Below are 14,411 nucleotides of genomic sequence, written 5' to 3'. Positions count from 1 at the left end.
CAGACCTTCCCAACTTGGGACGGTACCTCGACTAGGGGACTCAGACCTTCCCAACTTGGGACGGTACCTCGACTAGGGGCCAGACCTTCCCAACTTGGGACGGTACCTCGATCTGGTGCCAGGTCCCGACTTGGGACGATACCTGGACTAGGGGCCAGACGTTCCCAACCTGGGACGGTATCTCGACTAGGGGCCAGACCTTCCCAACTTGGGACGGTATCTCGACTAGGGGCCAGACCTTCCCAACTTGGGACGGTATCTCGACCGGGTGCCAGACCGTGCCGACTTGGGACGGTGCCTGGACTGGACGCCCGACTTCCCGACTTGGGAGTACCTCGCGCGGATGCCCGACTTTCCCAACTTGGGACAGAACCACGACGAATGGGCGCGGACCGCGTGCGGGTTCCTAATTGCGTAGGACATTGCCTTTGCCGCTTCGGGGCTTACGATTCCCTTCCGCCGGAAATTTTTCCAGCCAGGGCATGCGCCACATCCTCCAGCGCTTCGTGGGTATATCTGCGGGTCGTATTGATATCGCGATGCCTTAGTGCGCGCTGCACGTCGGTAACGGGTACGCCGGCGCGTAGCAGATGTGTGGCGTGCGAATGCCGCAACCAGTGAGTCGACGCCGTGCGAAGCCGAGCAGCATCCTCGGTCCGTCCTTCGGACGTCAGGCGGTGGGCTGCCTCGTCAAACGCCGTGCGAACGATTATGTAAATCGCCTGGCGCGTACCCAATCGGCGGTCTAGCTTTTCCTGGCGTTCAGTAGGTTTGGGACCTTGGTGCCTGGAGGGCTGTCGTCCACCGCCAAGAGCTGGGATGACAGCCATGCTATCCGACGAGCTAGGCGTTGGCGGTAGTCCAACAAGCCGCCGAAACCGTGCCAGTTCTTCCATGACGTTGTCGCACGGCACCAGCTGATCGTCGCCTCCTTTAGCCTGTCGGATCCGTACCGTCCAGAATGGGCCGGAACGCCCAACCAGGCATTCGAAGTCCGCCCAGGTGAGCGCGATGACTTCCGAGGCGCGCAACCCAGTCAGAAATAGGAGCGCAACGAGCCAGCGGTCCCTAGCCTTGTGTAGCCGTGCCGACTCCGTAAATGCCGCCCTGCGCTCTATCGCCTCGAATACGGCATCGATTTGTTCGAGTTCCAGAAAGCGTCGCTGAGAACCAAGTCCTGTCGCGACACGCGCTCGCGGCACTGTGGCGAATGGGTTGATTCGCAGTGCGCCGACCCGCACCAGCCAGTCGAACAAGATGCCGACAATGATTGCACTCTGGCGCCGTGAAGCCTCCGATAGTGGCCCTTGGAGCGGCCGCCAATTCGGGCTAGTCCGGCGTGCCCGGCCCATGCTGACCGCAGACGCTGGCGGGTTAGCAAGGAAGGCAAGGTAGTCACTGGCATCCGAGACCTGCCAAGCTGCCAGAGGCCGGCCAATGTCATTGGCATACCACAAGAGACGTCGCGCCTCGAGTTCGTACTGAGCAAGCGTGGTAGCCCTCAGTCCCAACCCTGCAGCCGATTTCGCGTCGAGCCAGGCTCGGGCCCATTGCGCATCGGTGGCCGCGGCGGGCAGCAATGGCCTAGCTAGCGCGTTCGGTACAAGAGACGGCTCATGCGGCAAGGCGGCCGGGACAGATCGGTCGGATGTCATACACGCATTGATAGGCAACAAGCACAGCCATGCCGCCCCAGGTTAGGGGTTGAACCAAGGCCTCCTATTATATTCATTGCAATACCATTATTATGATAATGGTAAATGAATGAATGCGACCCTGGAGTCGGCTACTCTCGGTGCACAGCGGTCGAGGATTAAGCTTTTCCTACGCGGCTACGAAGCTGTCCGGGTGAAAAACCCTCCCAAGGAAGTCCACATTGATCGCAGAAGCGGCGCCACAAGCTTCGAAGCAGCTGATCAAGGCCGCTGGCCGAATAGCCGGCCACCACGCCTTCCAGGCTCTTATTGCGCCCGCGCGTGGTGTCCGGTCGTTCCGTCGGGGCTAATAGCGCTGCTTGCGCCGGTGGCATCATGTCTGCCCAGCCGCGGTCGGCCCAATGCGCCTGTAACGCCTGTTGGACGGAGATATCGATGGTCACCGCCAGCCGGCGCGAACCTTGGCGTTGCAATATCGTGCCGCTACCGCTGGAATGTAAGCTGGCGCAGCGCAGCACCGCCAGCTCGCTCAGTGGCACGCCGCAACTGCGCATCAGTTGGGCTGCAACCAGCGCAGCGCGATGTCGCGGACCCTGTCCCGCTTCTCCCAGCCAAGCCAGAAAGGCCTCCACGGCGGCTTGGTGGGACGGTAGGCGCAGCGCCGTGGGTGCCGTGGCGGGCGCTTGCCTTGGAATGAGCGGGGCGTTCGTCAGATGCCCGCACTTAGCCAATGCGCGAAGCAGTGCCCGAACTACCCGCAAGGCTGCCGCCACCGAACTGGTCCCCAGCGGGCCTTCGAAAGGCCGCCAGTGCATTCTGTCGCGCGCCCCGCTCGGGCCGCACCAGAACGCCGCCGGCTGCGGGTCCGCCAGAAATTCCTCATATGCCTCAAGGTCGCAGACCTCCAACGCATTCAACGTCTTCTTTCGCGACGCATTCCACAACAGCAGCCGCTCTGCCTCACGCCGATAGCTGTTGTGGGTATGTGGCGCCCGGTCCTTTAGCCAGGCGCGTACGAACGCCAGATCGTCGCCGAGCGTCCGCCCTGCTGCGGAATTTGCCGCTGGCGCCAGCATATGCTCGAGTGGCACCGGATATGGCATACCGGGGGCCAAGGTGAGCGGCACCAAGGCGTCGCGACGGGCATGGGCGGCAGGCGGAAGCACATAGGTATTGACTGCCGCAGCGCCCATGGCAGCTCGTTGGCGCACCAGCCAGTGCGTGATGACCTCCGCCGACTGCGCGCCGATACGTGGTACAGCGCGCCACCAGCTGCTGCCGCGCCGATTCGCCAAGGACGTCAGATCCTCAATCCGCCGGATATTGGCCGCCGCCAGCCGGCGCGCCAGGCTCGGCTTGAACCAAAGCGAGACCTCGTGCTGTGGCTGGGGGTAGCTCTGCCCAAGCTGCTCAAGCGCCGACACAGCGTCTACCCGCCGGGTCATGCCAACATCCGACCGCGCCCGCAGCGCTTCAAACATGCTGGCGATTTCGGGCTGACCGTGCTGTAGGGCGAACTGCACCAGGCGGTCGCGCAATGCCAGGATGCGCTGGATCGCCTGGGCCTCGCTCAGGTGCTCATCCTCATCCGGGTCCACCAAGTAGCGGTTGGCGATGTCCACCGGCCGCATGCCTTGTGCATAGGCACGGACTACGGCAAATTCGGTGCGGGTGAGCTTGGTGACGGCGTTGAGGCTGGGATCGCTAACCATCGCAAACTGCGCTAAGCGCTTGATCTATAACAATATTCAACAGTAGTCACCCAGAGCCGGACGAAAATGCTGACTAAAGCGCAATGTAAATTATTTTTGTGCCCAACGCTACGCCTTTCGGCTGACCTTGCGCGGCCTGTCCTCGTTTGGTCCAAAGCAGTTGTCTGTTGAGTGTCGTTGAGCCCGGTTCGGCATTGCCGACGATGGATCCGGCCATCAGGCGACAGCGCACCTCCGAGGCGATCGCGCGCTTGCTGGTGCGCGAAAGTCAAAACCAGCCGCTCATGGTCCTATCGAGGGGCTGGATAATGGCGAGGAGGGCACCCACCGGGGTGCCTGGCACAGACCGCTATGGATATACAGCTCGCAAGCCCTTCCGTCGGGCATTGGCTCGTGCGCGCCAGGATCATTCCGTTTCGAAGGTGAAGCGGCCTTGCCTTCCCAGCTTGCGGAGATGGTGGCATTGGCACTTGTTGCGAAGCTCACGCCGCTGCAATGCCTCGGAGGAGCTATGCCTTGATGCCCTGTAGGGCGATGGCGGCCACGGCGTCGGTGGCCGCGGCACATCAATTGTTGAAGTGTTGAAGACCAGCATTTCGTGCGAACCGCGCTCATCATGCGACCGCCAGTGCCGAGGATCATCACCCGCGGGACCGTGGCTCTTAACTGGGAAGTAGGCTAGAAGTTCTGCAGAACTACGTTGGCATCAGGTCCTCGATCCCTCTGGAGTGAGAGCTCTCTTGCCTTTCGACTTACCTCACCTCACCATCGCCCCAGCCCGGCAAGCCGGGTTGCGGCCCGTCAGGAACCACGTTTGCAGCGTGCCGATCCCTTTCGCCTCGATTGCGCCGCGCTCTTCGAACAGGAACGAGTCGCCCAGCAGGCGCCTGGTCGCGTCGGTGACCTGCACCCGTCCGGCCACGCCGTGGGACTCCATCCGGCTTGCGATGTTGACGGCGGCACCCCACAAGTCGTAGATGAACTTGCGCTTGCCGATGACACCGGCGACCACTGGTCCGCTATGGATGCCAATGCGCATCTGCAGGTCGAAGCCGGTGCGCTGGTTGAAGTGCATGAAGGCCTCTGTCATGTCCAACGCCATCTGCGCAGCCCGCACCGCGTGATCAGGTGCCGGCTCCGGCAGCCCCGCGGCCGCCATATAGGCGTCGCCGATGGTTTTGATCTTCTCGAGGCCGCGGAGGTCGGCAACGGTGTCAAACTCGGTAAAGATCTCATTGAGGACGGCCACCAGCTGCTCGGGGCTCATGCCCGCCGAAAACCGCGTGAAGGCCACGATGTCCGCAAAGAGGACCGTCACGTCCGGAAAGCTGTCGGCGATGAGTTCCGGATCGCCGCTGGCGACAAGATCTGGACGCGCTTTCAGCCGTTCAGCGATCGAGCAGGGCAGCAGATTGAGCAACAGCCGCTCCGACAATTTCTGCTCGGCCTGAAGCCTGTCGTAGAGGCTCTGGAGTTCGTCGTGCTGGCGGCGGATCAATTCCCAGCTTGCCTGCAGTTCCTCATTCTTCCGCGCCAGCACGGCTTCTGCGTGCTTCTTCTCGGTGATGTTGCGTCCTTCCGGGAGCAGGAATACAACGTTTCCGTTCGAATCCCTGATTGGCAGCAGCGAGAAGTCGACAATGATCGTCTCCTCGCTCTCGCTCTCGCCCTTGACGTAGTTTTCGAAGTCGCAACGGACAAATTCGCCCTGGCTTGCGCGTTGGATCATTTCTCGCAGCAACGCTTGGGTCTCTGGTGAGCCCACCCACCAGCGTGCCTCCCAAAACGGCTTCCCTCGAATGTCGTCCATCCTTATGCCAATCGCCTCGAGCGCGGCACGATTGATTTCGAGCATCGTGCCGTGCGCATCCAGCAGGCCCACGAACTGGTACATCGCGTCCAGCATGATGCGCGCGAGCTTGTCCCGCTGGGTCTGGAAATCGTCGCTCACAGAAAGCGTGACATCTCGCACCCGGAGTTCCATGGGGGTGAAGAAATGCCGTCGGTGAATGGTAGCCATGCTTCACCTCTTGCGCCTCGGGCACCGCGACGAGCGCGAGCCCGTTTTCGTCCAGACCGTGACTACCTCTTGAACCATAGTTTGTCGGCGGTCCCCATGGAAAGCCAGCTAGGGGCTTCAAAACAGCAGAGTCAAGCGTTGTGCGAAAGGCACCTGACCGTGGTCAGTTCACGTTCCGAGGCGGACTACCGCAAAGTCCAATATGCCGCTTTGATCATATTGGTGGGCTGAAAAGCGGAAGGCTCGGAAAGGCTGGGAAGGTTTGGTAAGACGACCTGATCGCCAAGGCTCAAGCCTATAGGGCCTGGAGGAGAAAACGGCACTCGTGCGCGAGGCACTAAAGGCCTTGATCCAGCGTGAAGCTGCGAAACGACTCGCGAATCTTGGCGGTAGCCAACCGGGCATCAAGGGGGCGCCGCGTCGCCGGCAGGACATCGAATGATTCTTTCGGCATGTCTAAGCGGCGCCTACGACTCCAGAACCTCCAGCCCGTTTTCGGCACACCATTGCCTCAGAGCTCTTTCGACACAGTCGGCTTCAAAGGAATACCAGATCTCGAGAATGCCTTCGCGCTCCGCCAGATCCTTAAAGCGCGCGTAAGCCCCTGGCCGTCGGAAGAATTCTTCAACCTGATCGTAACGCTCAGGCAATTCTTGGGCGACAAACTGGAGGGCGAGACGTCTTCCAAGACCGAGCTCGGTCTTATGCGGTATTGCAACGTAGCGGTCCGAAGTTTCAATGTCGTCAGGAATCTCCTCGTCGAAGTCGTCATTGAATTCAGATGTCCAATAGATTTTGCCGGTATCGAGTGAGACATAGGCGTTGTGCGCCGTCGGCGCCGCGCAGCTAACGAACTCGAAGGACATGGAAAGATCGTCGTATTTGACTGCGACCATGCCTGTACTCCAATGGGTTGCGAGTTGAACGGGCCCAGGGATATCCGGCGACAGCTGGTCAAAAGGGCCCATGCACGATGGTAGCCGCTCGTCGTCGACAGCGAGCTGTGCCCAAAGTTGTCGCGCACAAAGCGCAGGTCAACCTGCCGGTCGGTCATGTGCGAGCCGGCGGAGTGACGCGGCCAGAGCGCCGAGACGCTGGCCAGCACGGCGGCTTGCGGTTCCCATTCCGGCCCGCGCGCCCGCAGGCGCGCCGCGGCCATGCCGAACACCTCTTTGAGGATCAGGTGCAGCGCACCGCGCGACAGCGCTCTCGTCGCTTCCAATCACGGGCAGCACCAGCCGTGAAGTGTAATAAAAGCGGTCCGTCGGGCGACGCCAGGGGTTGAGAACGAAGCTCTATTACTGCTTGGCGCCCGCTTCTTTGAATTCCACATCCTCCACGTCCTTGTCACTCTTTTCGGCGCTCACGTCTTTCGCGTCTGCGGCGCGACCGGAGCCAGTGTCCGGCTGAACCTGAACGTCCGCATAGATCTTTTCGCCGAGGTTCAGCGAGGCCGTGGCCAGGGCCTGCGCCTTGGCGTCGATCTCGGCCTTGTCGGAGGTCTTCAGTGCCGCCTCAAGGTCCTTGATTGCGGATTCGATCTTCTCCTTCTCGTCCGCGTCCAGCTTCTCGCCGTATTCGGTCAGCGCCTTGCGCGAACTGTGTGCCAGCGCGTCGCCGTGGTTGCGCGCATCGACCAACTCCCGCTGTCGACGGTCTTCGTCAGCATGAGCCTCGGCGTCCTTTACCATGTGCTGGATCTCGCCTTCAGACAGGCCGGAGTTGGCTTTGATGGTGATCCGGTTCTCCTTGCCAGTAGCCTTGTCCTGCGCCGACACGTGCAGGATGCCATTGGCGTCGATGTCAAACGTCACCTCGATCTGCGGCATGCCGCGCGGCGCCGGTGCAATGCCCTCCAGGTTGAACTCGCCCAGCATCTTGTTGCCCGTAACAATCTCGCGTTCGCCTTGGTAGACCTTGATGGTCACCGCCGCCTGGTTGTCGTCGGCCGTAGAAAAGATCTGAGAAAACTTGGTCGGGATGGTGGTGTTCTTGGTGATCATCTTGCTCATCACGCCACCGAGGGTCTCGATTCCCAGCGAAAGCGGCGTGACGTCAAGCAGCAGCACGTCCTTGCGATCACCGGCGAGCACCGCGCCCTGGATCGCCGCCCCCACCGCCACCGCTTCGTCGGGGTTGACGTCCTTGCGCGGCTCGCGGCCGAAGAACGCTCTGACTTTCTCCTGCACTCTGGGCATACGGGTCTTCGAGCATGACGGATTGCTTCTCGGGCTGGTTGATGAAGTACGAGGCCAGATAACCGCGATCGCACTGCATGCCTTCGACGACCTCCAGCTCGCTCTCCAGCGACTTGCCGTCTTCGATCGTGATGGCCCCGTCCTTGCCGACCTTGGCCATCGCGTCAGCGATGATCTTGCCGATCGCCTCATCAGCGTTGGCGGAGATCGCGCCGATCTGGCCGATCTCCTTGCTCGTAGTGCAGGGCCGGCTCAGCTTGCGCAGCGCCTCGACGACCGCGCTCACCGCCAGGTCCATGCCGCGCTTCAGATCAATCGGATTCAGGCCCGCCACCACGTCCTTCATGCCCGCCTGAACCATCGCCTGGGCCAGCACGGTGGCGGTCGTGGTGCCGTCGCCGGCCACGTCGGATGTCTTGGCCGCAACCTGCTTGACCAACTGGGCCCCCATGTTCTCGAACTTGTCGCGCAGCTCGATTTCCTTGGCGACCGACACCCCATCCTTGGTGATCAGCGGGGGCCCGAACGATCGTTCGAGGACCACATTGCGCCCCTTGGGGCCGAGCGTGACCTTGACGGCGTTGGCCAGCAGGTTGACTCCCGCCACGACGCGGCGGCGCGCGGACTCCTGAAATTGGATCTCCTTGGCTGGCATGATGAGACTCCTCGCGAGACGCCAGTCTTCTGTTCCTTCCTCTATTCAACGACGCACAGAATATCCTCGTCACGCATCACCAGTACCTCCTCGCCTTCAAGCTTGACGGTGGTGCCCGCATACTTGCCAAATAGCACGCGCTCGCCAACCTTCACGCTCGGCGCGCTGACATGGCCGTCGCCAGGCGCTTGCCGGGGCCGACAGCCAGGGCTTCGCCCTGGTCCGGCTTTTCGGCGGCGGTATCGGGGATGACAATACCGCTGGCCGTCTTGTGTTCTGCGTCCAAGCGTTTGACGATGACGCGATCGTGTAGTGGACGGATGTTCATAGCCTTGCTCCTCGTCCCATCACTGTGATCATGAGCTTGTCCGGCCGATCGGGTCGTGTCCGGGCGGCCGTTCAGGGCATTCACGTGTCAACGCCGGCGTCTGGATTCAAGCCACAAGCATTATTGGCCAGGAACCGATCCTGGCGCTTCACTGAATGGCCGGCACGGTGCCGAGCTTCTCTGCCAGCATTCGCTCATATACGCCAAAATGCACATCCACCTCTGCCTGACTGACGACCACAACGTCAATCGTGATCTGCTCGGGCGCTAAGCCGAACATCGTGGCCAGTGCCACTTCCAGGTGGGGGGCCGCCACTCTGTCCTTTTCGAACGTCGTGCCGATGCTGATCACGTAAGCATCGCCTTGCGCCGTGACGTCGACCAAACGGGCCCGCGCGCTGAGGTTGTTATCGATCGCGACTGTGACCAACTCCGCTACGCGCCGCGTCCGCTCGGTAGGAAAGCCGCGCGTGCACTTGAGCCGCACCCGATGCCTGCCTAGCGTCACCCACTCAGAATCGAATTCCATCGAAGTCTCCATCTCGGGAAGTGTTTGCCGCGAAAATAGAGGCCAGTCCTGCGATTTCACGCGAATCTATTCCCTTGACGCAGCTCGTCATCTTCCGCTCACTTCACCTCGATCTTCTTCACCGTAGATTGTGACGAGCCGGTCTTGGGTAGACGCAGCGTCAATACGCCTCTGTCGAACTTCGCATCGATGTGATCGAGGTCGATGCCATTGGGTACTGCGGTGGCGCCCTTGCAGACGCCACCGGTACCCTGCGGCGGCAACTCACGCCACGTTGACTGCAATGCGGCGCGGACGCGCTTCGTCGCGACGCGGGATCGTCAGCTTGAGCACGCCGTCCTGCAGGTTCGCCTCGATCTTCGACGCGTCAAGGTCGGCACTTAGCGAGAAAGCGCGGGCGAAGTGAGGCTGCCGAATCTCCGCGTGTTGCACCCGCAGGCCTTGGGGCATTGGCACGACCGCTTCCGCCTCGATATGGAGGTTGCCGTCGTGGACATTCACCTCAAGCTTGTCCTTGGTCACACCCGGAAGATCGGCCCAGAGGGTGACGCCGTTGCTGTCCTCGACGATGTCGACCGCGGGAAGCAGGGTCATCGTCGACGTGGACCTGTCCTCCTGGCCTTTTGTCACCGCGTTCTGGTTGCGCTCAGTCACTTGGGTAGTCTCGTTCATGGCATTCTCCTCACGTTACTGGACCGTGATCGCCCGGGGCTTTGAGGCTTCGCGCTTGCCGACACTGATAGACAGGCAGCCGTTGGCATAGCGCGCCTGGACTTTGTCGGGGTCGGCGCTCTGTGGCAATTCGACCACACGCCGGAACGTGCCTGTGAATCGCTCTTGCGCGTACAGCCGGACCTCCGGATCATCCTCCGCTTGCGCCGCTTCGCGCTCGCCGCTGATGGTCAGCAAGCCCTTGTCGATCGACACCTCGAATTTGTCTGGCTTGAGCCCCGGTGCGAACGCGACAATCTCGATGGAATCGTCCGTGGCGCCGATATTGACGGGGGGAAATGCCCCGAAACGGCCGGAGCGGATGCTGGATGGGAACCCGCCGAACAAACTCGCCATCTGCCTCTGCATGCGGTCGAGTTCGCTGAAAAGGTCGGTCCCAAAGAATAGATCACTCATGGTCGTATCCTCCTTCGATGCAGCGAGGAGGCGAAGGGGCATACGCGCTCCCATCCACCTGCCAAGCTGCTGGCAAACAAACAGAAACACGCAGCGCGCAACGGTCGCGACTGCCTGAGCGAAAATAAAATAGTAATTGGCCACCCAAATTTCAAGGGGGCCAGCTTGCGCCGTTCCGCGAAAGGACATCGGCTGCCCCGGTCACGGTTGGGCAGATTCCCTTACATTGCATCACCGGGGTTGCTTCCGTTACACGCGCCACATCCATGTGCCGCATGGAGCGCATTTGTCGCGCCGCCTGGCGTTGGGGTAAGGGCCGTACCTGACGCTTGCTTTCGCAATCACGCCTTTGACCTCGCTTCTATGTACCCGCGGCTTTCGACGCCGGTTACAGGCCGGTCGGCGACGCCGGCGTGCTTTGGCATTCGAGAGCGCGCACAACAGCTAAGCCCGCCGATGGTTGAAAATTTTCCTTCCTACCACCTAGCATAATTAATAATAATTCATGAGCGACCAATTTCACTCAGTAAATTTGTATATCTGGGATAAATCGCCTAAGTCCCAGTTGCCTCCAGTCAAAACCACGCAAACTTTCTCATGCGGTTTAAATTGAATGTTGCCGCCCAACAAAGCCCCGATACCAATCGAAGCAGCGGGCTCAGCAATCAATTTTGCATCTTTTGCAAGCATGCGCATGCCGGCAACTATAAGTTCGTCTTCTACCAGAACGATCTCGTCCACATATTTTTCAATAATGGGATATGGATTCTGGCCCGGGACACTTATCCTTAGTCCGTCCGCAATAGTATTTTTTAAAGGAAGTGATGTGCGCTCTTTATTCTTTCTGCTGTAAAAATACTTTGGTGTTAGGGCAGGCTCCGCGCCTATGACGCGCACTGATGGGGCGGTTTCTTTGATGGCGGTAGCGATTCCTGAAATGAGGCCTCCGCCACCCATGGGAACAATTACCGTGTCTACCTCTTCCAGATCCTCCAATATTTCACAGCCGATTGTTCCTTGGCCGGCCATTACCAGAGGGTCCTCAAAAGCGTGGACAACTGCATAGTTGCATTCTTCAGCAATTTCATAAACCCGCTTCCATCTGGCAGCCGTATCGCCATCGAAAAGAATAACTTCGGCCCCTAAGGCTTTTGTGTTGGCAATTTTAATTTTCGGTGTGGTAACCGGAAGTACCAGTATCGATTTAACGCCAAGCATCCTTGCGGCATAGGCAAGCCCCTGGGCATGATTGCCCGACGATGTGGCTATGATGCCGTTGGCTATCTCATCTTTCGTTAACGATAGTGACTTGTTCAGTGCACCTCGAATTTTAAAGGCTCCAGTAATTTGCAGCATCTCTGGTTTCAGATATACCTGATAGCCAAAAGCGGTTTCGATCTTTTCCGCACGCAGTAACGGCGTATGTCTGATGAAGGGCTTCAGCCGCTCTTGGGCGTCTCGAATGTCATGAATGGTAGGGTGGTCGAACATGGTACTTATTGATTTTCCGCGTTTAATAACTTTCTTACTCAAAGAACTCAAAAAAAGTCCCGGTCTGGCTTTCTATTGCATTTTGATAGATCTTTGTTGAGGTAGTATTGTCCTGTACGGCCATTCCCGTCGAGTCGAAAATCGTGATCTCTTGATCGTTTTCTCTTCCCGGCTTTCTGCCCAGCAATATCTCGCCAATTTCCCCGTGAATATCGTCCTTGGTGATAATATTGCTATTCAGCGGGTGCCATGTTTCTCCTTTTTCGATGCATTGCTCAATTGAATCATTGACTATTTTTGCATTTCTGAATAACTCTGGATCCAGTTCCTGCTTGCCTTGTTGATCTGTGCCGATCGCAACAATGTGTGTGCCCGGTTTTACCCAGTCAGCTTCCACCAACGATCCTTTACCGCGGGTCGTGGTAATCAGAATATCAGCCTGCTTAACAGCTTCTTTTTTGGAATCTGCCATCACTACAGGAATGCCGAGTTCGGTCTCAATATCAGTTTTATATTTAGATAGCGTATCCGGGTTGCTGTCCCATGCATGGATCACTTCAACGTTCATGATCTCTTTGATGGCGCGAATTTGCATCCTCGCCTGATTTCCTGTGCCAATAGAGGTGATGCTTTTCGCGTTCTTTCTTGCCAATACTTTCACGGAAACAGCGCCGGACGCTCCAGTTCTGAGGCCGGTGATCAAGCTGCCCTCCATAACGCAAATCAACGCACAGCTTCTCGCATCAAATAGAAGAATAGTCCCCATTCCGCTGGGAATGCCGTGAGATTCCGGGTTGTCAATGAAACCTCCAGAAGATGCCTTCATGGAGATGATTTCGTTGGATTTGCAATACCCAAGCTTGAAATCGATTTCGCCGCCAGGTGGCGGGAGGTGTATTCCGATATAACCTGGTTGAACTACCTGATTGCCGCTAAAGGCCCTGTATGCTTCTTCCACAGTACCTATGACTTCCCTCATGCAAATCAGTCTGCTTACTTCCTCTTTCTTAAGCAGCAGTGTTTTCATTTAATTCATCTCCATTATTTTCGATCGTCATATCGGTGCGGACGTCGGCAAAGAATAATCGTCTTCCGTTAGCAAAAGCTGACGAGCAGCTGAATTCATTGCAGCCCGTCCTTGAGGCGATACCATGCGCCCACCAGGGGCAAAAACCATGGTTTTCCAAAGTGTCCGGGGATGGCGGGCCAGTCGAAGTCTTTCCAAGGGTTGAGATCGGCGCGTCCGTCCATGATCTCCGCCATCAGCGTGCCCATCAGGGTGGCCATCTGGGTGCCGTGGCCGCTATAGCCCATCGAATAGTAGACACCGTCTCGCTGGCCCGCGCGAGGCAAGCGATTGGCCGTCATGTCTACCATGCCGCCCCAGCAATAGTCGATCCGTACGTCGGTCAGTTCGGGATACACGGTTGCCATTTGCTGGCGCAAGATCAGTCCGCTTTTCTCGTCCGAACTGAGGTTCGACGTCGCGAAGCGTGCACGACCGCCAAATAACATGCGGTTATCGGGGGTGACACGAAAGAAGTTGACGAAATTCTTGGTGTCAGTGGCCATCCGGCGGGTTGGTAGCAGCCGGTCTAGCAGTTCCTGCGGCAAGGGTTCGGTGACGATGAGGAAGGCCCCAACCGGCACGATCCTACGCCGGATCCAGCCGAGCGGTCCTATCTGGGAGATACCGCTCGCCAGCAGCACCTGCGGCGCGCATATTTCCCCCCGCGGCGTTCTGACCACGTATCCGCACCGAGATCCTCTCTGCAAACCTAAAACCGGGGTACGCTCCAGAATGTACGCTCCGCGAGATTCCGCAGCCTTCGCGAGACCACGAACATAGCGACCGACGTGCATCCCAGCACTCTTTTCGAAGATCAACCCGCCGTGATAGTGGTTCGAGCCGATTTCGTCGCAAAGCTCCGCCTTTGTCAAAAGGCGCGTATCAGGGTCGACGCTCGCTGCGAGCAACGCCTGGCTTCGCGCGAGCTTGTCGTAGTGCTCGGGCTTTGCTGCGAGTTTGAGCTTACCCGTGCGGACGAAATCGCAATCGATTGACTCTTCCCTGACCAGCCGCTCGACCGTATCGACGCCCGCGTCGAAGGCCAGGTATAGCCGGTTGGCCAGTTCGGTGCCGATCCGCTGCGAGAGTGAAGCATAATCTTGCGCAAAGCCGTTATTGCACATGCCGCCATTTCGTCCCGACGCCGCATGACCAACGGTCTCCGCTTCGCATACCATGACGCGTGCGCCTTTCTTGGCAAGCGCCAATGCCGCAGCGGTACCCGTTATGCCCGCGCCAACCACTACCACGTCGCAACTTCCATCCGGCACGTCAGGCGATCTGCTGACGAACGGCTCGGAGGTGTCCAGCCAGTAAGAACTAAAATGCATTAGAGACTCCCCGGCGGACTTGTAATTGTCGCAGGCTCAACACGATCCGTTCCGTTGCTCGGTTCAGCCTGGGTGGGGGCGCTAAACTCGCGGACTAGCCAGAGCGCGCCGACCGGCGTTTCATCGCACGTCAGGATTATCGGCCCTCTTAAGCTTGTGTGGCTGAAAACTCAATTAAGCCACCGTTAAGTCAAGCTTAATGGTCTGCATGGTGTGAGGCGGCACCCCCAGCGTAGGAAGAGTCTTTCGCAGGAATGGTCCCTTGCCTGCTCACGCGGTGCCATAGAAAAAAGAA

At 58.9% G+C, this 14,411-nt stretch carries 11 protein-coding genes and 5 pseudogenes; 1 reads left to right on the top strand and 15 read right to left on the bottom strand.

The genetic code is table 11. The annotated features are described in order from the left end of the window. Positions 1-443: 443 nt before the first annotated feature. The 3 genes from IPF36_RS30285 to IPF36_RS30275 all read right to left on the bottom strand — a co-directional run bounded on the left by IPF36_RS30285 (position 444) and on the right by IPF36_RS30275 (position 5,387). On the bottom strand, positions 444-1,352 hold the full coding sequence (locus IPF36_RS30285; protein ID WP_255519950.1) for a site-specific integrase: 909 nt from the start codon (positions 1,350-1,352) through the stop codon (positions 444-446). A gap of 461 nt (positions 1,353-1,813) precedes the next feature. Further along, positions 1,814-3,367, bottom strand: coding sequence for a phage integrase family protein (locus tag IPF36_RS30280; protein ID WP_133092927.1), 1,554 nt, complete (start codon positions 3,365-3,367; stop codon positions 1,814-1,816). Between the two features lie 757 nt (positions 3,368-4,124). Beyond that, complete coding sequence (locus IPF36_RS30275; RefSeq protein ID WP_195431869.1) at positions 4,125-5,387, bottom strand: adenylate/guanylate cyclase domain-containing protein; 1,263 nt, start codon at positions 5,385-5,387, stop codon at positions 4,125-4,127. Between the two features lie 275 nt (positions 5,388-5,662). Here IPF36_RS30275 and IPF36_RS34900 point away from each other — a divergent pair. Next, a pseudogene (locus tag IPF36_RS34900) lies at positions 5,663-5,829 on the top strand (type II toxin-antitoxin system VapB family antitoxin). Between the two features lie 25 nt (positions 5,830-5,854). Here IPF36_RS34900 and IPF36_RS30270 read toward each other — a convergent pair. The 12 genes and pseudogenes from IPF36_RS30270 to IPF36_RS30220 form a co-directional block, all read right to left on the bottom strand. Next, entirely contained in the window at positions 5,855-6,283 is a 429-nt protein-coding gene (locus IPF36_RS30270) for a hypothetical protein (protein ID WP_133092925.1), read from the bottom strand. Between the two features lie 80 nt (positions 6,284-6,363). Beyond that, positions 6,364-6,625 (bottom strand): annotated as a pseudogene (locus tag IPF36_RS34895) (integrase); the annotation flags it as partial. Between the two features lie 60 nt (positions 6,626-6,685). Continuing rightward, positions 6,686-7,591, bottom strand: a pseudogene (locus IPF36_RS30265) (Hsp70 family protein); the annotation flags it as partial. Then, positions 7,590-8,240, bottom strand: a pseudogene (locus IPF36_RS30260) (TCP-1/cpn60 chaperonin family protein); the annotation flags it as partial. The pseudogenes IPF36_RS30265 and IPF36_RS30260, both read right to left, overlap by 2 nt. Positions 8,241-8,281: 41 nt before the next feature. Continuing rightward, positions 8,282-8,568, bottom strand: a pseudogene (locus IPF36_RS30255) (co-chaperone GroES). 148 nt (positions 8,569-8,716) lie between these two features. Then, positions 8,717-9,097 (bottom strand): hypothetical protein, encoded by a 381-nt coding sequence (locus IPF36_RS30250; RefSeq protein ID WP_133092923.1) that lies wholly within the window; start codon positions 9,095-9,097, stop codon positions 8,717-8,719. A gap of 98 nt (positions 9,098-9,195) precedes the next feature. After that, positions 9,196-9,360 carry an Hsp20/alpha crystallin family protein gene (locus tag IPF36_RS30245; protein ID WP_243736773.1) on the bottom strand — a complete coding sequence of 55 codons (165 nt, stop codon included), beginning with the start codon at positions 9,358-9,360 and terminating at the stop codon, positions 9,196-9,198. Between the two features lies 1 nt (position 9,361). Continuing rightward, positions 9,362-9,769, bottom strand: a complete 408-nt coding sequence (locus tag IPF36_RS30240; RefSeq protein WP_195431867.1) for an Hsp20/alpha crystallin family protein — start codon at positions 9,767-9,769, stop codon at positions 9,362-9,364. 15 nt (positions 9,770-9,784) lie between these two features. After that, the gene (locus IPF36_RS30235) at positions 9,785-10,225 is read right to left on the bottom strand and encodes an Hsp20/alpha crystallin family protein (protein WP_133092921.1); all 441 of its coding nucleotides are present in this window, start codon (positions 10,223-10,225) and stop codon (positions 9,785-9,787) included. 519 nt (positions 10,226-10,744) lie between these two features. Continuing rightward, positions 10,745-11,716, bottom strand: coding sequence for a threonine/serine dehydratase (locus IPF36_RS30230; RefSeq protein WP_133092920.1), 972 nt, complete (start codon positions 11,714-11,716; stop codon positions 10,745-10,747). 34 nt (positions 11,717-11,750) lie between these two features. Beyond that, positions 11,751-12,743: an ornithine cyclodeaminase family protein gene (locus IPF36_RS30225; RefSeq protein WP_195431865.1), complete on the bottom strand. Its 993-nt coding sequence runs from the start codon at positions 12,741-12,743 to the stop codon at positions 11,751-11,753. A 95-nt stretch (positions 12,744-12,838) separates the two neighbouring features. Next, positions 12,839-14,116: an FAD-binding oxidoreductase gene (locus IPF36_RS30220; RefSeq protein WP_195431863.1), complete on the bottom strand. Its 1,278-nt coding sequence runs from the start codon at positions 14,114-14,116 to the stop codon at positions 12,839-12,841. Between the last annotated feature and the right edge of the window lie 295 nt (positions 14,117-14,411).

This window comes from Cupriavidus sp. IK-TO18 (genome assembly GCF_015549295.1).
Lineage (GTDB): Bacteria > Pseudomonadota > Gammaproteobacteria > Burkholderiales > Burkholderiaceae > Cupriavidus > Cupriavidus oxalaticus_A.
This window is presented reverse-complemented; position numbering and strand designations above follow the sequence as displayed.